The organism is Mycobacterium sp. OAE908, from assembly GCF_017872775.1.
In the GTDB taxonomy this organism is placed as follows: Bacteria; Actinomycetota; Actinomycetes; order Mycobacteriales; family Mycobacteriaceae; genus Mycobacterium.
Map to the genome: position 1 here is coordinate 3,655,960 of NZ_JAGGJL010000001.1, position 26,085 is coordinate 3,682,044.

Here is a 26,085-nt window from a genome sequence, read left to right on the forward strand (position 1 = left end):
CGCGCCGCACCCGGCATATGTCACAGCCCCCTGCCAAGATGGACCGCATGTCGGTCGAGGCGCCCATTTCGCGTGACGCACTCCTCGCCGACCTCGACGACGAGCAGCGCGAAGCCGTCCTCGCGCCGCGTGGGCCGGTCTGCGTGCTGGCAGGAGCGGGCACCGGCAAGACTCGCACCATCACCCGCCGCATCGCTCACCTCGTGACGGCCGGACACGTCGCGCCCCAGCAGGTGCTGGCCGTGACGTTCACGTCGCGCGCCGCCGGGGAGATGCGTGGCCGGTTACGGGCGCTCGATCAGGGCGTCGGCACCGGTTCGGTGCAGGCGATGACGTTCCACGCCGCGGCCCGCAGGCAGCTCTCCTACTTCTGGCCGCGCGTCGTCGGCGACACCGGATGGCAACTGCTCGACACGAAGTTCTCGGTCGTCGCGCAGGCCGCCAACCGCGCCGGGATGTCGACCAGCACCGACGATGTGCGTGACCTTGCGGGCGAAATCGAGTGGGCCAAGGCATCTTTGATCAGTCCCGAGGGCTACGGCGCCGCAGTCGCGCAGGCCGGCCGCGACATCCCGTTCGACGCAGCGAAGATCGCGGCGGTATACGCCGGATACGAAAAGCTCAAGGCCCGCCACGACGGCATGGCGCTCCTGGATTTCGATGATCTGCTGCTGCACACCGCCGCCGCGATCGAGAACGACGACGCCGTCGCCCAGGAGTTCCGCGATCGCTACCGATGCTTCGTCGTCGACGAGTACCAGGACGTCACCCCGTTGCAGCAGCGGGTGCTCGATGCGTGGCTCGGCAACCGCGACGACCTGACCGTCGTCGGCGATGCCAACCAGACCATCTACTCGTTCACCGGCGCCACACCGCGTTATCTGCTCGACTTCTCGCGGCGCTTTCCCGACGCCGCGGTCGTGCGACTGGAGCGCGACTATCGATCCACCCCGCAGGTGGTGTCGCTGGCCAACCGGGTCATCGCCGCCGCCCGCGGCCGGATGGCAGGCAGCAAGCTGCACCTCGTCGGTCAACGCGACCCCGGACCCAACCCGACGTTCAACGAGCATCCTGACGAGGTCGCCGAGGCCGCCGCGGTGGCCAAGAAGATCAAGAACCTGATCGAGTCGGGCACCGCGGCCTCGGAGATCGCAGTGCTGTATCGCATCAACGCGCAATCTGAGGTGTACGAAGAGGCGCTGACCGCCGCGGGGGTGCCGTTCCAGGTGCGCGGCGGCGAGGGTTTCTTCAGCCGTCAGGAGATCCGCCAGGCTCTGCTTGCGCTGCAGCGCGCCGCCGAACGGGATGTCGAAGGCGAACTGCCCGATGTCGTCCGCGCCGTCCTCGAACCGCTCGGCCTGACCGCCGAACCCCCGGCCGGTACCCGCGCCCGCGAGCGGTGGGAGGCCCTCGCCGGGCTTGCCGAACTCGTCGACGAGGAAGTGGCCCTGCGCCCGACGCTCGACCTGGCCTCGCTGCTCGTCGAGCTTCGTCAGCGCGCCGATGCGCGCCACCCACCCACAGTGCAGGGCGTCACGCTGGCTTCGCTGCACGCCGCCAAAGGCCTGGAGTGGGACGCGGTGTTTCTGGTCGGGCTGGCCGACAACACGCTGCCCATCTCACACGCGCTTGCGCATGGGCCCGACAGTGAACCGGTCGAAGAGGAACGCCGGTTGCTGTACGTCGGAATCACAAGAGCCAGAGTGCATTTGGCGCTCAGCTGGGCGTTGGCCCGGGCGCCGGGTGGCCGGCAGAGTCGACGGCCGTCGCGCTTCCTCAACGGCATCGCTCCGCAGTCACCCAGTGACGCCACCCTCAACCGGCCGCGCCGTCCCCGCGGTCCCACACCGCGCTGCCGCGTCTGCAACGGGACACTGACCACCCCGCCCGCAATCATGCTGCGGCGCTGCGAATCCTGCCCGTCCGACCTTGATGAGGAGCTGCTCGCGCAGCTGAAGGATTGGCGGCTGCGCACGTCGAAGGAGATGAGTGTGCCGGCCTATGTCGTGTTCACCGACAACACGTTGATCGCGATCGCCGAGACGCTCCCGGCAGACGATGCCGCACTGGTCGCGATCCCCGGCATCGGCGCGCGCAAGCTCGAGCAGTACGGGCCCGACGTGCTGGCGTTGGTCAAAGGCCGCAGCCGCTAGGCAGGCGACATTGAAGAGACAGCCAATCGTCGTAAAAATCGTGCCAAAACCGCTGGTCAAAAATTGATTGTCATCGAAAGCTGATACCGTTAGCCTCAAGATCACACCGCGAGTCGAAAGGAGGGTGCCCGGATCATGTTGAGCTTTAAAGCGTTACCCGGCGTAGGCGTTGACGTCATGGCTGCCGGCATGTCGCGCACCCTTCACATCGCCGAGGCTGTCGCCCCGGCGCATCCCGCTTTTTGGGCGTACCCAGGCGCGGGAAGGGCGGCCGCCATTGCGCCGCAGCGCAAGCGTCGCAACGCTACCGCGACTGGACAGTCCGTGGATCGAGGCACCACCTAGGTAGAGCCCCGAACGAAGCCGAAAGGCCACGGACCCAAAGTCAAGGATCCGTGGCCAATTTTTTTGGAGTCATTCGGACACCGAAAGACCTGGTCAAGGATCCATCAGAAGACAGATGGCCGACGAAACCAACGACCAGGAAGCAGAAGGTGCAGTCATGTCGACGGCGATGAGCGCTCGCGCGAAGAGCTTCGAATCAGAGACATGCCGTGAAAGACCGATGCTGTCGGTGCCATGTCATGTCGAGGACCCCGATCTGTGGTTCGCCGAGAACCCGCTTGACCTCGAACGCGCCAAGGCGCTGTGTGCGGATTGCCCGATCCGCCGCGAGTGCCTCGATGCGGCGCTGGCACGCCAGGAACCGTGGGGCGTTTGGGGTGGCGAGATCCTCGAGCGTGGCACGATCATCGCGCGTAAGCGCCCGCGTGGACGTCCACGCAAGAACACCGAGGAAAACCCGGCAGCCGCGTAAGGGCTGCCGGGTTTTCCCGTCTCAGGCGTCAATTAACTTGGGCGACAATGTCGCTCGAAGCCGTCGTGTCAGGCCGCTTCTTCAGCGAAACCCGGGATCAGTTCGGTGGCCAGTCGCCTGACCGGGATGTGCGCGTCGAGCTGACAAGCGATCGCGACGTTGGAAGCGATCACCCGCAGCGGAATCGCCAATTTCGCGGGGAGGTCCATCTGCCGGGCGGCCTTGATCTGGCCTGCGGCGCGGTCCGGCTTCATGTTCATGGCGGTGATCTTCTGCAGCCACTTTCGGGTGTAGTGGAACACCTCGACTTCGAGCGGTTCCACGTACTGCCGCATCATTTCGTCCATTTCGCGCTTGGAGACCTGCTCGCCCTTCTGGACGAAGCCGATCTTCTGCATCGTCGTCAGCAGATTCTCGTAGTCGTCGTTGAGCGCATAGCGCGTCGACAGCCCGATCTCGACCGGAATGCCGCCGGGCAGTGGAGCGACAGCGCCGAAGTCGATCACGCCCATCTTGTCGCCGGGCAGCAGCATGAAATTCCCGGGATGAGCGTCGCCGTGCATCATCTCCAGACGGCGCGGCGCGTCGTAGGTCAGCTCAAAAAGCCTGGTGCCCATGAGGTCTCGCTGTTCGGTGGTGCCCTCGCGGATGATCACCGACAACGGGATGCCCTCGATCCACTCCTGGATCACGACCTTCGGTGCGCTGGCCACGATGCGAGGCACGACGAAATGCGGGTGTCCCTCATAGGCTTTCGCGAACGCCCGCTGGTTGTCGGCCTCCAGCCGGTAGTCCAGCTCCATCTCGGTGCGCTCGATCAGCTCGTCGACCACGCCCTGCACGTCGGCACCCGGGGAGAGCTGCTTGAACACGCTGACCATCCGCTTCATGGTCTTCAGGTCGGCGCGCAGCGCCTCGTCGGCGCCGGGGTACTGAATCTTGACCGCCACCTCGCGGCCGTCTGACCACACCGCCTTGTGCACCTGGCCGATGCTGGCCGATGCGACCGGGGTGTCGTCGAACGAGGCGAAACGTTCCCGCCACTTGGTGCCCAACTGCGAGTCCAGCACGCGGTGCACTTTGGCCGCGGCCAGCGGTGGTGCCTCACGCTGCAGCTTGGTCAGCGCCTCGCGGTAGGGCTTGCCGTACTGCTCGGGGATCGCGGCCTCCATCACCGACAGCGCCTGGCCGACCTTCATCGCTCCGCCCTTGAGCTCACCGAGCACGGTGAACAACTGCTGTGCGGCCTTGTCCATCAATTCGGCGTTGACCTCGTCTTTCGACGATCCGGTCAGCCGTTTGCCGAACCCCAGCGCGGCCCGGCCTGCCATGCCAACAGGCAAGCTCGCCAGCTTGGCGTTGCGCGCGGCCCGACCCCGTTTGATGTCAGTCACCAAACCATCATCCCTGACGTTTCTGAGTGGCCTGCAACGAGTTGGCAACAAACGTTTTCAACACCAGCAGCGCGGGTGCCGCGACCACCGGCGCGCCATGATCGCGCCGGCGTTGACGTCGAACTCCAACGTGGTGTCCAGGGTCGGCGGTGGCTCCGTGGATGTCTCGACATTCGGGTCCCATCCCACCGCCCTGATGACGCGGTCGATCTGGTTGAGCGCCAGCGCGGCCGTCGCCAACACGGTGGCCCGGTCGGCGTTGCCGACGGCGTTGCGCAACTGCGAGGCGACCGCAGGCCACGCCGCGTCGCGGTCGCTGCGATGCAGATCCGCGCAATCCAGGCAGCTGGTCACGCCCGGGATGACGAGCGGGCCCACCAAACCGGCGCCGTCGCGCAGTCGCACGGGCAGATGCGCGACGCCGGCACTGTGCAGGTCGCGAACGATCCGCGGTTCGGTGACCAGAAAGTCCGACAGCACAACAAGATCCGTCGTCGCCGGCGGCGGAGCCTGAGTGACGGTCGACCGCGTCACCCGAGCGCCCGAGCACCGCAGCGCGCTGGCCAAAACGTCGGAAAGCGGACCGCGGCCATGGATGCGGATCGACGCGCAGCGCTTCTGCGTGCGCACCGCAACGGTCACCACCCCGGCGTGCGTCAACGACTCGACGAGTTCACCCGCGTCGACCTCGAAGCGCGCCTGCAGTTCGGGCAGTGTCGCGCCGGCCTGCAGCGTGCGCAACAGGTCGGCCAGGGCACCCGGCGTCAGCCCGGCAGGCGGCCGCACCAGCACCGCGCGGCGGGGATCCCAGCCGACCTGCACAGCGCCCTCGGGGCGCAGCAGCACCGGCATCGCCGGATCGAGGGTGTAGCGCCCCATGCGCCGACTCTGCCACGAAGTCAGCGACGCCCCCGGAGGTTATCCACAGGCGCGGCGCTACTCCTTGGTGTCGTCGCCCTTGTCGGAATCCTTTTGCAGATCGGCGATCGCCTGATCGATGGCGTCGTCGATGCCGCTGGTGTCGCCGCCGATCATCCGGTCGATGAAACCGGCAGGCTCGTCGAGATCCTCGGCGCTGGGCAGCAGGTCGGGATGCTGCCAGACGCCGTCGCGGGCGTCGGAGCCGACGGCCTGCGTCAGGCGTTCCCACAGCACCGCTGCCTCGCGCAGCTTGCGCGGCCGCAGTTCCAGCCCGACCAGTGTCGCGAACGTCTGCTCGGCGGGTCCGCCGGTGGCGCGCCTGCGGCGCAGGGTTTCGGAAAGTGCCGACGTGCCGGGAATCCGGTCGCCGAGCGCATCGGCGACGACGGTCTGCACCCAGCCCTCGATCAGCGCCAGCATCGTCTCCAGCCGCTCGAGCGCCGCGGTCTGCTCCGGCGTCGCCTTCGGTTCGAAGATGCCTTGATTGAGCAGCTCTTCCATCTGCGACGGATCGGTCAGCGACGCGGGGTTGAAGCCTTGCGCGAAGTCTTCGATGCCGCTCATGTCGATCTTCATGCCCTTGGCGAAGGCCTCGACGGCGTTGAGGAGTTGACTGGCCAGCCATGGCACGTGGCTGAACAAGCGGTGGTGCGCGGCCTCACGGGCAGCCAGGAAGGTGAGGATCTCGCTGCGTGGCTGTTCGAGCCCCTCGGCCAGCGACTCGACGGCCTCGGGCATCAGCGCAGCCACCCCCTTGGGGCCCAGCGGTAGCCCAATATCGGTGGAGGTCAACACTTCTCGTGACAGCTTGCCCAGCGCCTGGCCGAGCTGCGAACCGAACGCCATGCCGCCCATTTGCGACATCATCGCCAGCAGCGGCCCGGCCATGCTCTTGGCTTCCTCGGGCAGCGCCGAGGCCCACACCGTCGAAATCTGTTCGGCGACCGGATCGCACAGTCGCTTCCACGTCTCCAGCGTGTTGTCGAGCCAGTCGTTGGGGGTCCACGCGACCGCCTTCGTGGTGCCCGCCGGCAGTGCAGTGGCGCCATCAAGCCACGTCTCGGCCAGGTGCACCGCGTCTGCGATCGCCGCGCTGGTCTTCTCGGGAACCGGTGCCACGAAACCGATCGCGCTCGACGCCAGTTGGCGGGCCAGGTCGTAGTTGACCGGGCCGGACTGCTTGCCGCCGGTCATCACGTTGCCGGCGCCGCTGAACATCTCGCCGAGCTTGCTGAAGATCTGCCCCAGCTGGGACATGTCGAATTCGGACCCGCCCATCCCGAAGGGATCCCCACCCGAATCGGGGTCCTTCTTGCGCTTGTCGGGGTCGGGGTCGTCCCCGGGTGAGAAGCCGAAAGGCAGGTCAGCCATGCCCTCAACGGTACTCACCGGGTCTCGATCGCGTGGGTCGGCAGGTCACGCCGAGAGCGAACCGTAGATTGGTCGCCGTGAACAGGCGGATTTCGACGCTGCTGGTCGCCTTGGTGCCGATGCTGGTGTTCGGCGTGCTGGCGTGGGTGGTGACGGTGCCCTTCGTCTCGCTGGGGCCGGGGCCGACGTTCGACACCCTCGGCGAGGTCGACGGCAAACAGGTCGTCGACATCGAGGGCACCGACGTGCACAAGACCTCGGGGCATCTGAACATGACCACGGTCAGTCAGCGCGATGACCTGACCCTGGGGGAGGCGCTGACGTTTTGGATGTCGGGCCGCGAGCAACTGGTGCCGCGCGATCTGGTCTACCCGCCGGACAAGTCGAAGGACGAGATCGACCAGGCCAACAACACCGACTTCAAGCGGTCCGAGGACAGCGCCGAGTATGCAGCGCTGAGTTACCTCAAGTACCCGTCGGCGGTGACCGTGGCCAACGTCAGCGACCCCGGTCCGTCGGTTGGAAAGCTGCAACGCGGCGACGCGATCGACGGGTTCAACAACAAGCCGGTGGCCAACCTCGAGCAGTTCACGGCGTTGTTGAAGGCCACCAAGCCCGGCGAGACCATTGTGCTGGACTACCGCCGCAAGAACGCGCCTGCCGGCGTCGCCACCATCACGCTCGGCTCCAACCCCGACCGCGACTACGGATACCTCGGGGTCGGCGTGCAGGATGCGCCGTGGGCGCCGTTCTCCATCGATTTCAACCTGGCCAACATCGGCGGGCCGTCGGCCGGGCTGATGTTCTCGCTCGCGGTCGTCGACAAACTCACCACCGGAGATCTCAACGACGGCAAGTTCATCGCGGGCACCGGAACCATCGACAGCGACGGCAAGGTCGGCTCCATCGGCGGCATCACGCACAAGATGATGGCCGCGCGCGAGGCGGGCGCTACCGTGTTCTTGGTGCCCGCCGACAACTGTGACGAGGCCAAATCGGCACACGAAGATGGCCTGGAGCTGGTCAAGGTCGACAGCCTGACCCAGGCCGTCGACGCACTGCACGCGATTTCTGCCGGTGGCGAACCTCCTCGTTGCTGAGAAGTCGCCGTGCACCGAATGCGTAGAGTTGGGGCCACGTCGCCGGTAGACGTTTTCGACAAGCCAAGACTGGAGTTGACGAGTGGGTATGCGGCCCGCGGCACGAATGCCGAAGCTGACACGACGTAGCCGGATTCTGATCGGGGTCGCGCTGGCCGTCCTGGTGCTATTGCTGTTCGGCCCGCGCATGATCGACGCCTACGTGGACTGGCTGTGGTTCGGGGAACTGGGCTATCGCTCGGTGTTCACCACCCAGATCCTCACTCGGATCGTCGTCGGCCTGGTGGCGGGCGTTTTGATGGGTGCCATCGTGTTCGCCGCGCTCGCCGTGGCGTACCGCACCCGGCCGGTGTTCGTTCCGACGACCGGTCCCAACGATCCGGTGGCGCGCTACCGGACCGCGGTGATGACCCGGCTGCGGTTGATCGGCATCGGTGTGCCGGTGATCGTCGGAGTCTTCACCGGGTTCCTCGTGCAGACGTACTGGGATCGGGTGCAGTTGTTCCTGCATGGGGGCAGCTTCGGGATCGCTGACCCGCAATTCGGCAAGGACCTCGGGTTCTACGCGTTCGATCTGCCGTTCTACCGGCTGGTGCTCGGGTACCTGTTCGGCGCGACGTTCATCGCGTTCATCGCCAGCCTGGTGACGCACTACCTTTTCGGCGGCATTCGGCTGTCGGGCCGCACGGGGGCGCTGAGCCGCTCGGCACGTATCCAACTGATCTCGTTGGTTGGCCTGCTGATGCTGCTCAAAGCAGCGGCGTACTGGCTTGATCGCTACTCGCTGTTGAGCAATACACGCCAAGGCAAGCCGTTCACTGGTGCGGGTTACACCGACATCAACGCGGTGCTGCCGGCGAAGCTGATCCTGATGGCCATCGCGGTGATCTGCGCGGCCGCCGTGTTCTCTGCAATTGTGTTGCGGGACTTGCGCATTCCAGCGATCGGGGTGGTGCTGCTGCTGTTGAGCTCCTTGGTCGTAGGTTGGGGCTGGCCGTTGGTCGTCGAGCAGATCAGCGTGAAACCCAATGCGGCGCAAAAGGAAAGCGACTACATCAGTCGAAGTATCACGGCAACCAGACAGGCGTACGGGCTGACGGCCGATACCGTCACGTACCGCGACTACAGCGGCAACACGCAGACGACCGCGCAGCAGGTCGCCTCCGACCGGGCGACGACGTCGAACATCCGCTTGCTCGACCCGACCATCGTCAGCCCCGCTTTCACCCAGTTCCAGCAGGGCAAGAACTTCTACTATTTCCCAGACCAGCTGTCCATCGACCGCTACAACGGCCCCGACGGCAACCTGCGTGACTACGTGGTCGCCGCGCGAGAACTCAACCCCGACAGGCTGATCGACAATCAGCGTGACTGGCTCAACCGGCACTTCGTCTATACCCACGGCAACGGCTTCATCGCCTCGCCCGCCAACACGGTGCGCGGGGTCGCCAACGATCCCAACCAGAACGGCGGCTATCCGGAGTTCCTCGCCAGCGTCGTGGGCGCCAACGGCAGCGTCGTCTCACCCGGCCCGGCCCCGCTCGACCAGCCGCGGGTGTACTTCGGTCCGGTCATCGCGAGCACAGGCGATGATTATGCGATCGTCGGCAAGAACGGCAATGACCGCGAGTACGACTACGAGACCAACACCGAGACCAAGAACTACACCTACGCCGGCAAGGGCGGTGTGCCGATCGGCAACTGGCTGGCCCGTGCCGTGTTCGCGGTGAAGTTCTCCGAGCGAAAGCTGGTGCTGTCCAACCCGATCGGGCCGGACAGCAAGGTGCTGTTCAACCGTGACCCGTCGGCGCGGGTGAAGGCAGTGGCACCGTGGCTGACCACCGACACCAGCGTGTACCCGGCCATCGTGAACAAGCGGATGGTGTGGATCGTCGACGGCTACACGACGTTGGACAACTATCCGTATTCGCAGCAGATGTCGTTGTCGACGGCGACCGCCGACTCCAACGAGGTGGCGATCAACCGGCTGGCGCCCGACAAGATGGTGTCCTACATCCGAAACTCGGTGAAGGCCACCGTCGATGCCTACGACGGCACCGTCACGCTGTATGAGCAGGACGAGCGAGATCCCGTCCTGCAGGCGTGGATGAAGGTCTTCCCTGGCACGGTGAAGCCCAAGAGCGACATCTCACCGGAACTGCAGGCGCACCTGCGCTATCCGGAGGACTTGTTCAAGGTGCAGCGCGCGCTGCTGGCCAAATATCACGTCAACGATCCGGTGACGTTCTTCTCCAACTCGGACTTCTGGGACGTGCCGCTGGATCCCAACCCGACTGCAAGCAGCTTCCAGCCGCCGTACTACATCGTCGCCAAAGACCTTGCGTCCAACGACAGTTCGGCGTCCTTCCAGCTGACCAGTGCGATGAACCGGTTCCAGCGCGACTTCCTGGCCGCCTACATCAGCGCGAGCTCGGATCCGTCGACGTACGGCAAGATCACCGTGTTGACCATCCCGGGCCAGGTCAACGGCCCGAAGCTGGCCAACAATGCGATCACGACGGACACGGCGGTCAGCCAGGACCTCGGTGTCATCGGCCGTGACAACCAGAACAGGATCCGGTGGGGCAATCTGCTGACACTGCCGGTCGCGCAGGGCGGTCTGCTGTACGTGGAGCCGGTGTACGCGTCACCAGGCGCCAGTGACGCGGCGTCGTCGTATCCACGATTGATCCGCGTCGCGATGATGTACAACGACCGCGTCGGTTATGGGCCGACGGTGCGAGACGCGCTGACCGAGTTGTTCGGCCCGGGTGCCGACGCGACGGCGACGGGTCCGGCGCCGGCCGGTCCGGTGAATGGGCAGCCGCCAGCGGCACCACCACCCTCCGACGGTCAGTCACCGAACGCGCCGCCGCCCAGCCAGGGCCAGGCGCCCGAGGTGCCGACGCCGATCGCGGTGCCGCCGAACGCCAGCGCGACGCAGTTGTCGGCGGCGAAAGCCGCAGCGCTGCAAGAGGTCAACTCCGCGCTCGACGGTGTGCGATCCGCCCAGCAGAGCGGCAACTTCTCTCAGTATGGGGAGGCGCTGCAGCGCCTGGACGACGCGATGAAGAAGTATCAGTCCGCCAAGTAACAACTACGCCGTCGGCGCTCACGGGTGAGTCGCAGATCAATGCGAAGCGGGGCTGAGATTCTGCTCGTGGTGATGCGCCGACGTGGTGGTGAGGGAACCGCTCAGTTGGCGTGCGGTGTTGATCAGGCCGACCATGCTGAACGCCTGGGGGATGTTGCCCACCTGTCGACATTGTTGGGTGTCGTATTCCTCGCTGAGGAGGCCTACGTCGTTGCGAAGTTCCAACAGCCGTTCGAACAAGGCCGTTGCCTCCTCGGTGCGGCCGATGCCGGCCAGCGCATCAGCAAGCCAGAAGCTGCACGCCAGGAACACTCCTTCGCCGCCGGGAAGCCCGTCGTTGCTTTCCTGGGGTCGGTAGCGCAGCAGAAAGCCGTCGCTGCACAACGTTTTCTGCACCGCTTCGATAGTGCCGACGACGCGGCGGTCATTCCACGGCAGGAAGCCGACCCGGGGGATGAGCAGGAGCGCGGCGTCCATCTCGTCGGATCCGTAGGACTGGGTGAAAGTGTTGGCTTCGGCGTTGTAGCCGTTGGTGCAGACGTCATGGTGTATTTCGTCGCGCAGTCGCCGCCACTGGTCGACCGGTCCGTCGAGCCCGTGGTTTTCCACCGTGCGTACCGCGCGGTCCACGCCCGCCCACGCCATTACCTTGGAGTGCACGAATTGCCTTGTAGGCCCGCGGATCTCCCATAGACTCCGGTCGGCATTCCGCCAGTGGCCTTCAAGATAATCGAGCAGTGCCCTTTGCACATCCCACGCGGTGTCATCGGGGTGCATGCCGGCTTCGCGAGCCAGATGTAAGCCGTCAAGAACCTCGCCCCACACGTCGAGCTGGAACTGTTGAGCGGCCGCATTGCCGACGCGAACCGGCCGCGAACCCTCATAGCCCCCCAGCCAGCTCAGCTCTTGTTCGGGTAGCCGGCGAGAGCCGTCAAGCCCATACATGATCTGCAGTTTCGATGGATCACCGGCAACGGCGCGCACCAACCACTCGCGCCACGCCTTGGCTTCGGCGACAAACCCCGTTCCCAGCAGCGCTTGCAGGGTGAAGGTGGCATCGCGCAGCCAGCAGTAGCGGTAATCCCAGTTGCGCGGGCCACCGAGTTGCTCGGGCAACGACGTGGTGGCCGCCGCGACGATCCCCCCTGTCGGGGCGTACGTCAGCGCCTTGAGGATTACCAGCGAGCGGCGGACTTCTGGCTCCCACCGACCGCGGTATTTGCACCCAGAAATCCAATCACGCCAATACTTCTCGGTGTCTGCGACTGTCTTCTCGGCGTCCACCACATCGGGTCGGGGCTGCCACGACGGCGCGTGGGTCAGTACGAAGGGAATCCGGTCGCCGGCCGTCACGTCGAACTCGGCTAACGTCGTGAAATCCTTGCCGTGAAGCTCGACGGGGGTGCGCAGCCACATCGCGTCCGGCCCGGCGATGGCGGTCAAGTCCTGCCCGTGTCGGCGCACCCATGGCACGACGTTTCCGTAGTCGAAACGGAGTCGAAGCGTCATGCGCATCGGCACCCGTCCGCTGACCCCTTCGACGATGCGGACCACATCTGGCGCCTGAACGCGCGGCGGCATGCAGTCGATGACCCGCACAGTGCCGTCGGGAGTGTCCCATTCAGTTTGCAGGACAAGTGAATCGCCTCGATAGGCGCGTCGAGTGGCGGGTCCACCGTGCGCTGGCGCAAGCTGCCAGCTACCCGCGTTTTCGTTGCCGAGCATGGCGGCGAAGCACGCGGGGGAGTCGAACCGCGGTAAGCATAGCCAGTCGATCGCACCAGTGTTAGAGACGAGCGCGGCCGAGTACAGATCGCCGAGGAGCGCGTAGTCCTCAATAGCGGCCAAGCTCGAGCCTCCTATCTTGCGCCGGCGCAACTATTGATCGACAGCAACAAGATCGCCATGAATCCCGGTATACCGCGAACACCAGAGGTTGCGATTCAACTGTTTTCGGCCAACTCGATGACAACTTTGACGTCCTCTTCCCCGGCCTCGAAGGCGTCCGCGGCCTTGCTGAGGGGAACTCGCCGGGTGATCAGGCCGGCCAGCCACGACGGGTCGGCCTTGGCCAGCGCGTCGGCAGCTTGGTGATAGTGGCGCAAATTGGCGTTCACGGAACCGACGACTGCGTCGTTCTCCAGCACCACCTCGCGGTTCACGGCGCCGGCGTCCACGTTCAGTTTGCGCCCGGTCGGTGAAACGCCGGTCAGGCAGACGATGCCGTAGGACCCCGTGTTGGCGATCGCGCCGAAGACCAACGGTCCCGCGCCGGTCGCCTCGATCACCACATCGGGTTGGAGTCGGCCAGCAATGTCGTCGATTTCGGTGTGGTGATAGGTGGCGCCCAACTCGGTGACCAGCTTGGGCTTCGGCCCGTCGGTCACGCGATCCAGCACATGGGTGTCCAGGCCTTGCTGCACGCCAAGGAGGGCGGCCAGCAGGCCGATCGGTCCTGCGCCGGTCACCAGGACGGTGTGCGGTTCGAACCACGCCCGTTGGCCGATGAGCTGGACCTGCTCCCATGCCTTCGCGACCACGGTCGTCGGCTCCATCAGCATGCCGACGTCCTCGAGGTGCGGATCGAGCCGCACCGCGTATTCGGTTTCGACACACCACTGTTGACTGCCGTAGCCGTCGAGTTCCTTGATTCCGCGTTCGGAATAACGACCGTTGCGGCACATGTCGAATTCGCCATGGGCGCAGGCGCCACAGGGCACGGGATCAGGCCGTCTCACGACGCCGACCACTAGATCGCCGGTGTTGAAGTCGCTGCCGTCGGGTGCGCGTAGCACCCGGCCCAACGATTCGTGGCCGAGCACCAGTCGCTCGCGGCCCCGTGGTGCCCAGCCATACTCGCCGCGCGCGATCTCCTTGTCCGTACCGCATACGCCGACGGCGAGGCCCTCGACGAGCAGATCTCCCGGCCCGGGGTCGGGATCGGGGACCTCTTGGACCTGTAGTGAATTGGGCTTTGAGACTTCAACGGTCAATGCGCGCATACGAGACACCTCCTGTTGTTGGTGACAGACCGTGAGTTGCCGAAGCAGGCCTACCGCAAACCAACGGAAATATTTGCTTTCAGGCAATTGTCAGGAAATGATTGGGAGATGAGCGACGGTTCGAAGACGACGGTCTCGCAGGCTCAGATCGAGGCGGTCATGCGGGCCTCGCGCGCGTTGGTCGGGATCGCCGCTGCGTCGGTCGCGGAAGTCGACGACGTAGTGACTGTGCCGCAGCTGCGGGTATTGACGATGATCTTCACCAGGGGCCCAATGAATCTCGCCTCGGTCGCCGCCGGTCTGGGCGTCAGTGCGCCGAACGCCAGCCGGATTTGCGACCGTGTCATGAAAGCCGGGCTGCTGGACCGGAGCGAGGACCCCTCAGACCGGCGCAACATCACCCTTGCACTCACCGACGACGGCCGCGCTCTGATCGAACGCGTGACTGCACATCGGCGCACGGCCATCAGGCGTGTGTTGCGCAAGATGACCGCACGGGAACGCGAGGCACTCACCAGCGCGCTGGACACTTTCGCGCAAGCGGCAGGGGAGCCGACGGGTCCAGACATCATCTGATCGGCGCGGTGATGCCATCGCTTGTTCTGCTGTAATATTTGCCTAGAGGCAATTGTTATGAGTGTGGTTCGAAGACTGGAGTTCGCGACAGCGGACCCTGCACGAGTCGGCGAACTTCTCGGCAACGCGTACGGCACGAGAGTCCGCCTGTTGGCCGTCGCGTCGGGTGCAACGATGCGTCAGGTGATCTACGACGCCGGCTCTTTCAATATCAGCGAGACGACGCTACCCGGTCGGCTCCGTTTCGCATGTGAACCGGTGGACGCCGTCTTCGTTGCCGAACTGACGGCCGGCCGGCTGAGGCTGACATGTGGGCGCCGTGACGAGCGATTGGCGGTTGGCCGACCGCTTCTGGGCGCACGCCGCGATGTGACGCAGATCTTTCAGACACGCGATGCTCGCGTTCGCCAGCTTGCCATTGGCACCGATGTGATCAACGCCGTGGCGGGGACCGTCGGTGATGCTTCGATCCAGTTCCGCGGATTCCAGCCACCGAGTGATGCGCTGGCCAGAACGTGGCGACAGACGGCCGAATACGTGGCGCGCGTCGTCAGCTCGCCAGCGGCCGACAGTCCGCTGGTCGTCGCCGCAGTGGCACGCACAGTTGCAGCGGCGATCCTCGTGTGTTTCCCCGACACCGTTCGCACAGCGCGCTGCCGAAAAGATCAGCGGGGGACGTCCGAGGGTTTGTTGCGCCGCGCGGTCGAGTTCGTCGACGAGAATTTTTACCGAGACATCGGAGTCTCCGACATCGCGCGCGCTGTCCACGTGACGCCGCGGACGGTCCAGTTGATGTTCCGCCGTCATCTCGGCACGACCCCGACCGGGTATCTGCGGCGGGTGCGCCTCGATCAGGCGCACCGTGATCTAACCGGCGCCAAACCGGCGTCGGCGTCAGTGAGTGAAATCGCCGCCCGGTGGGGGTTCGCGCACCCGGGCCGCTTCTCGGCGCTCTACCGGCAGGCGTACGGTCACGCTCCAAACGTCACATTGCGTGGCGGCTGAGCACGCGATTTGGAAGTGCACCTGCGGCTTCGGTAACCTTGCGTTCACCCGACGCGGGGTGGAGCAGCTCGGTAGCTCGCTGGGCTCATAACCCAGAGGTCGCAGGTTCGAATCCTGTCCCCGCTACCAGGTAAAACGGCCCTCGGAGGAGACTCCGGGGGCCGTTTTCATTCGCGTTGGGAAGGCGGCGCAACAGCTGAGAGGGCATAGTCGCGACAATCGGGCCATGTCTGCGACCGGCGAGTTCTGCGGCGGTTAGCCATTCGCGTTGTGCGCTTCGGAATCAGGCAACGGCGAATCCAGTCCGTTTAGTCGCTTCAGTTGTCCCCGCAGAAGCACCCCTCGAGCCTCCATCAGACGACGCTGTACATCTGTATAGCACGCGTGACAGTGAGCCGACAACCGTGCTTGTGCTGCGAATCACAAGTGTGCTACCAATGACTCGACCGTGCTGTACGCCCGTACAGCGAGGTGGGATGGCCCGCTCTAGCAGATCGCTGGTGGCCTCCGAATCGATGACCACACCAGTGAGGATTGCATGAATACTTCATCAAGTCGTCGCCAGATCCCCACCGCGGCAGTCGTTGTCGCGGTTGCTGCAGGCCTTCTCGGATCGGCAGTGATGCTGAGCGCGACTGCCGGTGCGGAGCCGCCGGTACCGCCCAATGTCTGGATTCAATGCAGCAGCTTCTCGGGGCCCAACCAAACGTTTCCCCATCCGCTGGGAGGCTGCGTCGCCCGTGGTGAACAGCAGCCAGGGTCGGGCTATACGTCCAGGACAGCACCCGGAACAGAAACGATCTACTTCGACGCACCGTTCCTCAACGGGGCTTCGTTGCAGCTGACCAATATCGCCACCGGTGCTCCGGCCGATGGGACGACGTGTCCGGCCGATCATCCTGCGGTGGGCGTCTCGGGTGTCATTTCGGCCACTGATCCCGGAACCAAGCAGTACGACGGCTCGCCCGTCTCGGCGACCATCTGCGGTAACGCGACCGACTTCGTCCTGGCGACCGGATCCAGCTTCACGATCTACAAGAAGTAGCCGGCCACCGTCCGCTCGGCCGAGTGATTCCATGACGCGCCTAGTTTCGCGCACCATGACCAGTGAGCCTTCGGGAGTGCCACGCCCCCACATCGATGTCGTCTTCATCCCCGGTCCGGTGGATACTCCGCTCGGCCGCTATCGAAGCGGGAATGTGCAGTCACGCTGGCAGATTCAGTTCCCGCTGGGACGGCAGGCGAGCTCGTGGGACATCGCTTACGCGACGGTGTTCATGTTGAGCGGGGAGGCCAGTTACATCACCGGAGAGTCTCTCGTCGTGGCTGGCGGACTCGGCCGGATCCGCTGAGGCGCCGGCGGCCAGCTCACCCGACGATTGCGGGCATGCTGTCCCAGCCGCGCACCGTCGATGTGCGCGACCGTCGGGCACCGGTCATGTCGATGTCCCACTCCGGCCAGCGCTTGAGAACTTCTTCGAGTGCGACGCGGCCCTCGAGCCGAGCCAATGGTGCTCCGACGCAGAAGTGTGCTCCGCGACCAAAGGTGAGGTGGCCACCCGGCTTTCGGTGGATGTCGAACTTGTCAGGGTCCTCGAAGTGCCGCTCGTCGCGGTTGGCTGAGGCCAGCATCATCAGCAGCGCACTACCCGCCGGTATGACCTGTCCCTGGAATCTCACGTCCTGCGACGCGACGTAGCGCGCCACGTGCGGACCCGGCGGCTCGAAGCGAAGAAGTTCCTCGATGGCCGTTGGGATCAACGAATGATCCTCGGCCAGTTCCTTGCGTTGGTCGGGGTGTTCGGCGAGCACCTTGCCCATCCAGCCAAATAGGCGACCCGTGGTCTCCACACCGGCTCCGGCGACGACGGCCAGAAACACGATGAGTTCTTGCTTCGCCAACTTGCGCGTGGTTCCGGTCTCATCTTCGAACTCGACATTGAGCAGTTCGGTGATCAGATCGTCGGAGGGGTGTTTCTCGCGCCACTCGACATACTCGCCGAACATCTCACCGGTGAAGTACCGATCCTTGTTGATCTCCATCGGCTTACCGGGTTCGTTGCGCAGCGCTTGATTGGCGTGCGCGCGTACCGCGGGCTGTTCGGCATCAGGAATACCGGCGAGCATGCCGATCGTCCGCATGGGAAGTTCAGCACCGAGGTCTTCGACGAAGTCGAACCGATCACCACCGACGAGCGGATCCAGGCATGCGACACAGAAGGCGCGGATTTTGTCCTCGATTGCGCGCATCTTTTTCGGTGTGAACGCCCGCGACACGATCGCCCGGTGGATCGTGTGCAGCGGTGGATCTTCATTGATGAAGATTCCCGGGGGCATGACGGGATCGGTCATGACCACCTCCAGGATGTCGCCCTTGGCCGAACTCAGCCGCGCGGTGTCCTTCAGCGCCGCATCCACGTCGGCGTAGCGGCTGACTCCCCAGAAGTCATGGAGGTCGTTGTAGTAGACCGGGCACTCATTACGCAGACGACGATAGGTCGGGTAGGGATCCAAGTCGATATCGAAATCCCAGGGGTCGTAGTACAAGTCGCTCAACGTCGGCTCCTCCGATGCGGTATAGCACATGCGCATGCCACGGCTGCTGTACGACTGTATAGGAGCAGTGATCAGTGGGCAAGCACGACTGATGTTTCGCAGACTGTCGACTGTGCTATACGCTCGTACAACATCACGTCGGATGCCGCGCCAGCGGCCGCCCGTCACAAATTTCAAGGAGCGCAATGTCTAGTCGATTCGCCTTGGACGGCCGTGTCGCCGTCATCACCGGTGGAGGCACGGGAATCGGACGCGGTGCTGCTCTTGTCCTGGCAGAGCACGGCGCGGACGTGGTGTTGGCCGGCCGTCGACCTGACCCGCTGGAGTCGACAGCCAAAGAGGTCATGGCCATGGGGCAGCGCGCCCTGGCGGTTTCCACCGACGTCACCAGCGCCGAAGCGTGTCGCGACCTGGTCGAAACCACTCTCGCCGAGTTCGGACGACTCGATGTGCTCGTCAACTGTGCAGGCGGCGCCGAAACCAAATCCATCCTCAAGTGGCCCGACGACGACTTCGAAAACGTATTGGCGCTGAATTTCAAAGCCGTCTGGCACTTGTCGAAGGCCGCAGCCAAGCCGATGATGTCGCAAGGCAAGGGGGCGATCGTCAACATCAGCTCCGGTGCCAGCCTTCTGGCGATGCCGCAGGCGGCTCCCTACGGCGCTGCCAAGGCCGCAGTCAACAACCTCACCGGATCGATGGCCGCAGCCTGGGCCAAGAAAGGCATTCGGGTCAACGCCATTGCCGTAGGCGCCGTTCGCGCCGCCACGCTGACCGACGACGCGGCCCGGTATGGCCTCGATCCGGAAGCGATTGCGCTCTCCAACGGTCTGGGCCGCCTCGGTGAACCCGACGAGATCGGCTACGGAGTCTTGTTCTTCGCCTCAGACGCATCGAGTTTCTGCTCGGGTCAGACGCTGTACATGCACGGCGCACCGGGCCCCGCGGGCGTATGACCGCACAGGCTTCTTGTGCCCGGATCGGCATCTGCTATACAGTCGTACAGCACACCTGGTGCAGCTGGCCGCAGTCGAGGAGTGGTGTCAATGAGCCGAACAGCGGTGGTGACCGGCGGCGGATCTGGCCTGGGGCATGCGATCAGCGCCAAACTTGCCGCCGACGGTCACAAGGTTGCCGTGCTGGACGTGAACGCCGAAGCTGCCGAAAAGGCTGCCGTCGAAATCCAAGTCGCTGGAGGCAGTGCAGTTGCGTTAGGGGTTGACGTCTCAGACGAGGCAACAGTCGAAGCGGCCTTCGCAGAGGTGCGTGACTCGCTGGGCCCTGTGCAGATTCTCGCGAGCAGCGCGGCGATCGCCGGATTCACGCGGTTCGACAAGATCACGCTCGACGAGTGGAACCGTTATCTGGCAGTCAATCTCACGGGAACGTTTCTATGCATCCGAGCCGCGCTGTCGGACATGGTGGCTGCGGGCTGGGGCCGCATCGTCACCATCTCCTCGGCCGCCGGACAACAGGGCGCGCCGCGGCAGGGCCACTATTCGGCCAGCAAGGGTGGAGTCATCGCCATGACAAAGACGGTCGCGCTGGACTACGCGCGTAAGGGCATCACCGCAAATACCGTGCCGCCCTTCGTCATCGACTCGCCGATGCTTCGACAGCAGCAGGCCGAAGGCAAACTTCCGGGCACGGAGGTACTTACACAGGGCATTCCCGCGGGCCGGCTCGGCGCCGGCGAAGACGTGGCGGCAGTGTGCTCGTTCTTGTGCTCGGAGCAGGCGGGATACATCAACGGTCAGGTGATCGGTGTCAACGGTGGAGCCGTCATCTGAACCGACCAATTCGAAGAGCCCAGCCACATAAGGAAGAGCAGGAGACCGTGCACTGCGAATCGACGAACACCAATGTCTGACAACACCATCATCGCGGTTGTGACAGGCGCCAGCCGCGGCGCGGGCGCAGGGATAGCCCGTGCGCTAGGCGCCCATGGCTGCACGGTCTATGTGACCGGCCGCACCAGCGACTCTAGTTCCGCGGCGGCGCCAGGCACTATCGACGAAACGGCGGCGCGCGTGACCGCCGCCGGTGGGACCGGTATCGCTGTCGCCGTCGACCACAGCGACGACGCTCAGGTCGAGGCGTTGTTTGAACAGATCCGCAGGCAGCATGGCCGGATCGACATCCTGGTCAACAATGCAGCGATCATCCGCGATGCGATGATGGGGCGAACGAAGTTCTGGGCCGAACCCCTCAGCGTCATCGACACGCTCAACGTCGGTCTGCGCAGCAGCTATGTCGCCACCGTGTATGCAGCACCGCTGATGATTCCGCAAGACAAAGGGTTAGTTGCTTTTTCGTCTTCGTCAGGGGCAGTTCACTACGCTTTCGGCCCCGCGTATGGGGTCCCCAAAGCCGGCACAGACAAGATGGCCGCCGACATGGGCTACGACTTCCGCGAATACGGTATCGCCGCCATATCCATCTGGATGGGATCGCTTCTCACTGAACGGGTTCGCACGATCATCGCAAGGAGCCCCGAGAAACATGGACACATCCTCGACACCGCCGAAACGCCAGAGTTGACCGGGCATGTCATCTGGGCGCTTTACAACGATCCCGATCTGATGGCGCTGAGCGGCCACACCGTAATCGGGGCGGAGCTTGCCAAAAAGTACGGCATCACCGACGAGGATGGTCGTCAGCCGCCGTCCTACCGCGACATGTTCGACGTGCACCCGCATCGTCAGTACCCGCATGTGATGCGGTGACCTACTGCCGTACGATCGTACAGCAGTAGAAAGCACCGCCTCAGCTGGTCGGCGGTCAGGAGAGCAACTGGAGGAGCGGGAATGTCCCTGCAGGGATTGGCTGGCCGGGTTGCGATCGTGGCCGGTGGTGCGACCGGTATCGGCGCAGCCACGGCCGTTCGGCTCGGCGCCGAGGGTTGCCACGTCGTCGTCGGCGACATTGCCATCGGCAACGCACGACGCACCGCTGAGAGTATCTGTGACGCAGGCGGATCCGCGCATCCAGTGGCCTTCAACTTAGCCGAACCTGAATCCATCGCAGTACTCGTAGACTCCGCTGGGGACACTTTCGGCGGCGTGGACTTTCTGTTCACCGTCGGAGCGGACATGGGCGCGCTGCGGTCTGACACCGATGTCGTCGACATCGACTTGGACCTCTGGGATCGCGTGATGGCGGTCAACCTTCGCGGCTACGTCGCCGCCATGAAATACGTCATCCCAAAGCTGCTGGCTCGCGGCGGCGGCGCCATTGTCAACATGTCCTCGGCGGCGGCGTTCCAGGGCGAGCCTGTGCGGCCTGCTTATGCCACCGCCAAGGCCGGAATCGGGGCCCTGACACGACACGTCGCCTCTCGCTGGGGCAAAGACGGAATCCGCTGCAACGCAGTCGCTCCGGGCTTCACCGCCACCGAGGCGATCCGCGCCGCCCCGCAGTGGGCCGAACTCGAAGCCGGCGCGCTGAGGCGCATTCGCGGTCCGCGGGTGGGGGAGACCGGCGACGTCGCAGCGCTGGTTGCCTTCCTGATGTCCGAAGAGGGTGCGTGGATCAATGGGCAGGTGATCAACATCGACGGCGGGACTGTCCTCCGCTGAGACCGGCCTAGCGGGTCCGCCCCGCTGCGCGCCGGCGCGTGCTCGACTTTCGCTTGGGCGGATCGGCCGGCGGCTCCACGGATCCGATGTAGCGCTCGAAAGCCTTTGTGACCTCATCATGTCCGGACTTCACCCCGATGCCCTTCTCGAGGTTGAGGAATTTCGGCAGACCCGACATCAACAGCTGTAGCGCCGGAAGGGACAGGTCGCCGATCGGTCGAGCGTCCTTGCCATACTTGGCGACCAGTGCATCCAACTGCATTCGGCGCACGCTCTTGGTCACCGCCGCGATCTCGGTCCGCACGGACTCACGATGATTGCCCAGCGCCATGAACTCGGTGATCAGCGCGCCCGACGCCTCATCCCAGGAGTACTCCCACACAGCGCGCAGCGGATCCTCGGCACGACGCTTCAGCGACTCGGCGAGATATGTCAAACCGCGTTCTGAGTAACGCTTGATGGCAGCGACGAAGATGTCATCGAGGCTGGGGAAGTAGTACTGCACCAGACTGGGTGTGACACCCGCCTTCGTCGCGAGCGCCCGATAGGTGACGCTCGGATAGCCCTCTTCGAGCATCATCTTCTCGACGCAGTCGAGAAGGACTTCGCGGGTCTTCGATGTCTCGGCGCCCACGCGCCGCGCCGCCGTCGCCATGGCTGCTCCGTTCGATCGGTTGGTTCCTATTCTGCTATACGCCCGTCTGCTATACAGTCGTATAGTGGGCAGTGGCGTACCCATGAGCCGCCTTGAGGAGAACCATGACCGTAGACACCGACTTCGCAACGCTTCACCGCGACGTGCGATATCTCCTGGACCGCACCGAAATCCTGGACTGCATCTGCCGGCACGCGCGCGGCCATGACCGCCATGACGTCGACCTGCTCACGTCGGCATATCACTCAGATGGTGTCGACGAGCACGGCGACGCGATCAACGCGGGCCCCGAGTATGCGCAGTGGGCGAACAAGACCCATGCCGAGACCTCACGGGTACACACGCACAACATCACAACCCACACCTGCGACATCGACGGCGAGACCGCGCACGCTGAAAGCTATGTCATCGTCGTCCTCATCGGGTCCGACACGAAAAGTGCCCAGTTCATCACCGGCCGCTACATCGATCGTCTCGAGCGACGAAACGGACAATGGCGCATTGCGGTCCGCCGGTCGACGGTCGAAGGGATGTTCATCGCCGACGCGCGAGTCCTCAAGTCGCCCTTCTTCACTGAGAAGGGATACTCAACCGGTACCCGTGACCGCACCGATCTCTCTTACCAGCGACCACTGACTATCGATACGCCGGTGCCCGCTCGTTGGTGACCCGACTTGGGAACCAAACGCTGGTAAGCCGCCCTGAATCAATGCGAACCGGTGCTTACGGGAACCTCGCGCGCGTCTCGGTGGTCGGGGTCGGAAAGATAAGCCTGGTAGCCGCGTTGCATGATGCGGTGCTGGCAGTGCCACAGGCCTGCCCGTGGAGATGACCTCGACCCGCCGCCAGGGGGAGGGGGCGACGGGTCGAGTTGGTCGTGTATGGCCCCGTTCCCCTACCTCAGCCACCTTCGCCACCGCGGCGACCGTCGCTCCATGATGTACATGTGGGCCGTTGCGATCTGCCCCCTTCGGTGACCCTCCAACCCATTGGGGTGGTTCGGGTTCCGGTCGCAGCGCTCCAGAATTTCTATCTCGTCAGGCGTGAGCCACGCGGCGTAGTCGCGCCAGGTGGGCAGCGTAGTCTTCTGCATCTCGAACTCCTTCATGGTTCGGCCATCCCGGGCCTGTGGACGCATGCGCCGGAGGGCTACAACCAAATCGGGCAGTCGGTGGGTCAACACATATGACGGCACACGTCCTGACCAGACCGCAGGTAAAAAGTGTTGTGTTGCAACAAGGCCCGCCATACTGTGCGCTCGGCCCGTCGAGCGCAGTATCCGGCGCGTCGCTGCGTGCTTGAGGGTGCCGAGGTAATTCGTCGGCGACGAACGGTTCATATCAGCGCACCATCATCTGAATCAGCATTTGCAGACCCCACGTGGGGGCAATCATCTCCAGCACGGAAACCGTTGTGATGCAACCCCAGACAGCGACGTTGCGCCAGTCGATCTGAGGTTGTGGCTGCGGTTGCCCCGCGGCGAGAGCGCCCCTCACGTCAGTCGAGCGAGCGCGCATGTGGCAAGTGATCTCCAGGTAGCGCTCCCGCGGTTTAGACGGACCCGATCGGAAGTCGTCGAGCTCCAGACGTTTGCGAAACGCGGCGCCGTCCTCGAGTTCATTCATGAGCGGTCATCCTTTCGCGGTTCGGTTGCACTGATCACGAGCCGTAACCATTTGTCGTAAGGAATCGTTTCGCGGGGGATAAGTGGTGATCGACCTTGGTGCTGAAGTGCTTGAGAGAGCAGGAAATTCACGATCGATCGGGCAACCGGCATCAGCAGCGCGGCACGGACTGCGTAGTGCAGCACCCTGGGAAGCTGTGCACCAACTGCTGCGGCGCTGACGCTATTTCGGGTCGGCATCGGTCTCACTTCTTCACCACTGGCTGGTCGACTGCGCAACACTCGGAGCGCCGGCTTGGCCGACGCCCCGAGTGTTCTATCGCAGTGGCTTAACACCAGGCACTACTCGCCGGCTATGACGAGGCCCCATCGGCCCCGGGGCCGCCGTTAGTGCCGCCAGCGCCACTGGTGCCGCTGGTGCCGGTCGCGCCGGTACTGCCAGTCGCTCCCGTGCTGCCGGTTGCACCGGTCGCACCTGTGGCTCCGGTCGCTCCGGTGCCACCGCTCGTGCCGCTGCTGCCGGTGTGGCCGAAGATCCCGCCGCTACCAGCTGTCCCGGCTGTGCCGCCGGTACCGCCCGTGCCGCCGGTTCCGCCCGCAGCGCCGGTTCCGCCCGCGCCACCTGGACCGCCGAGTCCGCCGGTGCCGCCTGCGCCGCCCGGTCCGCCTGTAGCGCCCGAGCCGCCTTGACCGCCCACTCCACCGACGCCGGTTCCGCCAGCTCCCGTGCCGGCCCCGCCAGCACCGCCGACTCCGCCGTTACCGCCGTCGTCGCCGTTACCGCCCGTACCGCCTGTGCCGCCTGTGCCGCCCGTGCCGCCGTCACCACCGGCCTGGCCGGTGCCTCCGGTCCCGCCCGTGCCGCCCGTGCCGCCGCTACCGGCCGCGCCGCCGCCACCGAAGAGGCCGCCGCTGCCACCGTTACCGCCCGAGCCTGCGGCTCCGCCGGCGGTACCTGTCCCGCCTACAACGGTCCCATTGGCGCCGGCAGTGCCAGCACCACCGGTTCCGCCGGTTCCACCGGCCTGACCCGCAGCACCGATTCCGCCGTCACCGCCGTCGCCGCCGTCACCGCCGTAGCCCACACCGCTGGTGCTCACTCCAGCGCCGCCTGCTCCGCCGGCTCCGCCGTTGGTCGCGCCGGTTCCGCCGTTGCCGCCGTTGCCGCCGTCACCGCCAACGGCCGTTCCGCCAGCACCGGTGGTCGACGAGGCGCCGCCTGCTCCGCCTGCGCCGCCGTTAGCACCTGGTGTGCCGTTGCCGCCGTTAGCTCCGGTGCCACCGGTCGCCAGAGGCGCTGTGCCCGCTACTGCGCCGCCTGCTCCGCCGGCGCCGCCGGGGTTGCCGTCAGTGCCCGGAAGCCCGTTGCCGCCGGTGACTGTGTCCGCCCCACCGGCAGCCCCCTCAGTGCCCGCAGCGCCGGCAGGCGCCTGGTTAACACCGTCGACGCCTGTGGTGCCGGTCGTGCCCGTCGTGCCGGTCGTGCCGTTTGCGGCCGCGCCTGTGGCCGCTACGCCTGCCGTACCTGGCGCGCCGTTGCCGCCTACGCCGCCGGCACCGCCGTGACCGAACAGCGCCAGCGTTCCGGCGTTGCCGCCGTTGCCGCCGTTCGCGCCGATCCCGCCGGCACCGCCGGCACCGCCGTTGCCGAAGAACAGCCCACCTTTGCCGCCGCTGCCGCCGACTTGGCCCGCTGCGCCGGATCCACCGGAGCCGCCGTAGCCGATCAACAGCCCGCCGTTGCCGCCGTTAGCGCCAGTTCCCGGCGCGCCATTAGCGCCGTTGCTGACGAAGATGTTGACAATTGGGATCAAGTTGCCGATGCCGATCAGGTTGTACAACGGATCGTTGAGGCCCGTGGGGCTGAACACCGCGGCCGCCAGCGCATTCGGAGTCGGCGCGTTGGACGACAGCGCAAAGTTGCTAGACCCCGTTGAACACCCAGTCGTGAGCATCAGGCACTGGATGCCCGCTGTCGTTGACTGGACGCTCGTGTCTGGTGAAAGGGGCGGGGCCAGTACTGGCGCAGCCTGTGCCGCGCCGGACGACGCAATTGCCAATGCGGCGCCCGCGCCGGCGATGACGATGCCCGTTGCGTATGGGTAGACGTACCTATTCATTTGAAACTCCAATTCAGGCTCCACAGAGCCGGACCGCTGGTTGTGACGTGACCCGTCACCCACGCTCTCGCTGTCGAAACCAGGGCCATGAACAGTCGTCGCCGCGCCAGTCGCACGTG

Annotated in this window: 22 protein-coding genes and 1 tRNA gene; 13 read left to right on the plus strand and 10 right to left on the minus strand. The window is 65.1% G+C overall.

Annotation, left to right across the window (positions count from 1 at the left end; genetic code table 11):
* Positions 1 to 47 precede the first annotated feature (47 nt).
* Positions 48 to 2,153, plus strand: coding sequence for an ATP-dependent DNA helicase UvrD2 (locus tag J3E61_RS18015; protein ID WP_210084453.1), 2,106 nt, complete (start codon positions 48 to 50; stop codon positions 2,151 to 2,153).
* 502 nt (positions 2,154 to 2,655) lie between these two features.
* Positions 2,656 to 2,970: a WhiB family transcriptional regulator gene (locus J3E61_RS18020; RefSeq protein WP_192722432.1), complete on the plus strand. Its 315-nt coding sequence runs from the start codon at positions 2,656 to 2,658 to the stop codon at positions 2,968 to 2,970.
* Between the two features lie 68 nt (positions 2,971 to 3,038).
* Here J3E61_RS18020 and J3E61_RS18025 read toward each other — a convergent pair whose 3' ends face one another.
* The 3 genes from J3E61_RS18025 to J3E61_RS18035 are packed head-to-tail and all read right to left on the minus strand — an operon-like array spanning position 3,039 to position 6,674.
* Positions 3,039 to 4,412: an AarF/ABC1/UbiB kinase family protein gene (locus J3E61_RS18025; protein ID WP_192721655.1), complete on the minus strand. Its 1,374-nt coding sequence runs from the start codon at positions 4,410 to 4,412 to the stop codon at positions 3,039 to 3,041.
* 9 nt (positions 4,413 to 4,421) lie between these two features.
* Entirely contained in the window at positions 4,422 to 5,243 is an 822-nt protein-coding gene (locus tag J3E61_RS18030; protein WP_210084454.1) for a cyclodehydratase, read from the minus strand.
* Positions 5,244 to 5,300: 57 nt separating this feature from the next.
* Complete coding sequence (locus tag J3E61_RS18035; RefSeq protein ID WP_210084455.1) at positions 5,301 to 6,674, minus strand: zinc-dependent metalloprotease; 1,374 nt, start codon at positions 6,672 to 6,674, stop codon at positions 5,301 to 5,303.
* A 59-nt stretch (positions 6,675 to 6,733) separates the two neighbouring features.
* On the opposite strand from J3E61_RS18035, the gene J3E61_RS18040 reads away from it, so the two are divergent.
* Both J3E61_RS18040 and J3E61_RS18045 read left to right on the plus strand, forming a co-directional pair.
* Entirely contained in the window at positions 6,734 to 7,756 is a 1,023-nt protein-coding gene (locus J3E61_RS18040) for a PDZ domain-containing protein (RefSeq protein WP_192721652.1), read from the plus strand.
* Between the two features lie 82 nt (positions 7,757 to 7,838).
* Entirely contained in the window at positions 7,839 to 10,850 is a 3,012-nt protein-coding gene (locus J3E61_RS18045) for a UPF0182 family protein (protein ID WP_192721651.1), read from the plus strand.
* A gap of 36 nt (positions 10,851 to 10,886) precedes the next feature.
* Here the strand turns inward: J3E61_RS18045 and J3E61_RS18050 are convergent, their stop codons facing one another.
* Both J3E61_RS18050 and J3E61_RS18055 read right to left on the minus strand, forming a co-directional pair.
* Positions 10,887 to 12,698 (minus strand): glycoside hydrolase family 15 protein, encoded by a 1,812-nt coding sequence (locus tag J3E61_RS18050; protein WP_210084456.1) that lies wholly within the window; start codon positions 12,696 to 12,698, stop codon positions 10,887 to 10,889.
* Positions 12,699 to 12,793: 95 nt separating this feature from the next.
* Positions 12,794 to 13,852, minus strand: coding sequence for a glucose 1-dehydrogenase (locus J3E61_RS18055; RefSeq protein ID WP_210084457.1), 1,059 nt, complete (start codon positions 13,850 to 13,852; stop codon positions 12,794 to 12,796).
* A gap of 159 nt (positions 13,853 to 14,011) precedes the next feature.
* Between J3E61_RS18055 and J3E61_RS18060 the strand changes: the two genes are divergently transcribed.
* The 4 genes from J3E61_RS18060 (at position 14,012) to J3E61_RS18075 (ending at position 16,785) form a co-directional block, all read left to right on the plus strand.
* Positions 14,012 to 14,428, plus strand: a complete 417-nt coding sequence (locus tag J3E61_RS18060; protein WP_210085609.1) for a MarR family transcriptional regulator — start codon at positions 14,012 to 14,014, stop codon at positions 14,426 to 14,428.
* Positions 14,429 to 14,485: 57 nt separating this feature from the next.
* Positions 14,486 to 15,433 carry a helix-turn-helix transcriptional regulator gene (locus J3E61_RS18065; protein ID WP_210084458.1) on the plus strand — a complete coding sequence of 316 codons (948 nt, stop codon included), beginning with the start codon at positions 14,486 to 14,488 and terminating at the stop codon, positions 15,431 to 15,433.
* A gap of 52 nt (positions 15,434 to 15,485) precedes the next feature.
* Positions 15,486 to 15,562 (plus strand) — tRNA-Met (locus J3E61_RS18070).
* A gap of 743 nt (positions 15,563 to 16,305) precedes the next feature.
* Complete coding sequence (locus J3E61_RS18075; RefSeq protein WP_210084459.1) at positions 16,306 to 16,785, plus strand: SDR family oxidoreductase; 480 nt, start codon at positions 16,306 to 16,308, stop codon at positions 16,783 to 16,785.
* A 16-nt stretch (positions 16,786 to 16,801) separates the two neighbouring features.
* On the opposite strand, the gene J3E61_RS18080 is transcribed toward J3E61_RS18075, so the two are convergent.
* Positions 16,802 to 17,989: a cytochrome P450 gene (locus tag J3E61_RS18080; RefSeq protein ID WP_210084460.1), complete on the minus strand. Its 1,188-nt coding sequence runs from the start codon at positions 17,987 to 17,989 to the stop codon at positions 16,802 to 16,804.
* Between the two features lie 185 nt (positions 17,990 to 18,174).
* Between J3E61_RS18080 and J3E61_RS18085 the strand changes: the two genes are divergently transcribed.
* The 4 genes from J3E61_RS18085 to J3E61_RS18100 all read left to right on the plus strand — a co-directional run bounded on the left by J3E61_RS18085 (position 18,175) and on the right by J3E61_RS18100 (position 21,567).
* Positions 18,175 to 18,945, plus strand: coding sequence for an SDR family oxidoreductase (locus tag J3E61_RS18085; protein WP_210084461.1), 771 nt, complete (start codon positions 18,175 to 18,177; stop codon positions 18,943 to 18,945).
* Positions 18,946 to 19,035: 90 nt separating this feature from the next.
* Positions 19,036 to 19,779, plus strand: a complete 744-nt coding sequence (locus tag J3E61_RS18090; protein ID WP_210084462.1) for an SDR family oxidoreductase — start codon at positions 19,036 to 19,038, stop codon at positions 19,777 to 19,779.
* A gap of 72 nt (positions 19,780 to 19,851) precedes the next feature.
* Entirely contained in the window at positions 19,852 to 20,715 is an 864-nt protein-coding gene (locus J3E61_RS18095; protein WP_210084463.1) for an SDR family NAD(P)-dependent oxidoreductase, read from the plus strand.
* Positions 20,716 to 20,796: 81 nt separating this feature from the next.
* Entirely contained in the window at positions 20,797 to 21,567 is a 771-nt protein-coding gene (locus J3E61_RS18100; protein ID WP_210084464.1) for an SDR family oxidoreductase, read from the plus strand.
* Between the two features lie 7 nt (positions 21,568 to 21,574).
* Here J3E61_RS18100 and J3E61_RS18105 read toward each other — a convergent pair whose 3' ends face one another.
* On the minus strand, positions 21,575 to 22,222 hold the full coding sequence (locus J3E61_RS18105; RefSeq protein ID WP_192721643.1) for a TetR family transcriptional regulator: 648 nt from the start codon (positions 22,220 to 22,222) through the stop codon (positions 21,575 to 21,577).
* 104 nt (positions 22,223 to 22,326) lie between these two features.
* Between J3E61_RS18105 and J3E61_RS18110 the strand changes: the two genes are divergently transcribed.
* Positions 22,327 to 22,890: a nuclear transport factor 2 family protein gene (locus J3E61_RS18110; protein WP_210084465.1), complete on the plus strand. Its 564-nt coding sequence runs from the start codon at positions 22,327 to 22,329 to the stop codon at positions 22,888 to 22,890.
* A 227-nt stretch (positions 22,891 to 23,117) separates the two neighbouring features.
* On the opposite strand, the gene J3E61_RS18115 is transcribed toward J3E61_RS18110, so the two are convergent.
* The 3 genes from J3E61_RS18115 to J3E61_RS18125 form a co-directional block, all read right to left on the minus strand.
* Entirely contained in the window at positions 23,118 to 23,315 is a 198-nt protein-coding gene (locus J3E61_RS18115; RefSeq protein ID WP_210084466.1) for a hypothetical protein, read from the minus strand.
* A gap of 247 nt (positions 23,316 to 23,562) precedes the next feature.
* A complete protein-coding gene (locus J3E61_RS18120) occupies positions 23,563 to 23,847 on the minus strand; it encodes a hypothetical protein (protein WP_210084467.1) in 285 nt (94 codons plus the stop codon).
* Between the two features lie 352 nt (positions 23,848 to 24,199).
* Positions 24,200 to 25,966, minus strand: a complete 1,767-nt coding sequence (locus J3E61_RS18125) for a PE family protein (RefSeq protein WP_210084468.1) — start codon at positions 25,964 to 25,966, stop codon at positions 24,200 to 24,202.
* Positions 25,967 to 26,085 lie beyond the last annotated feature (119 nt).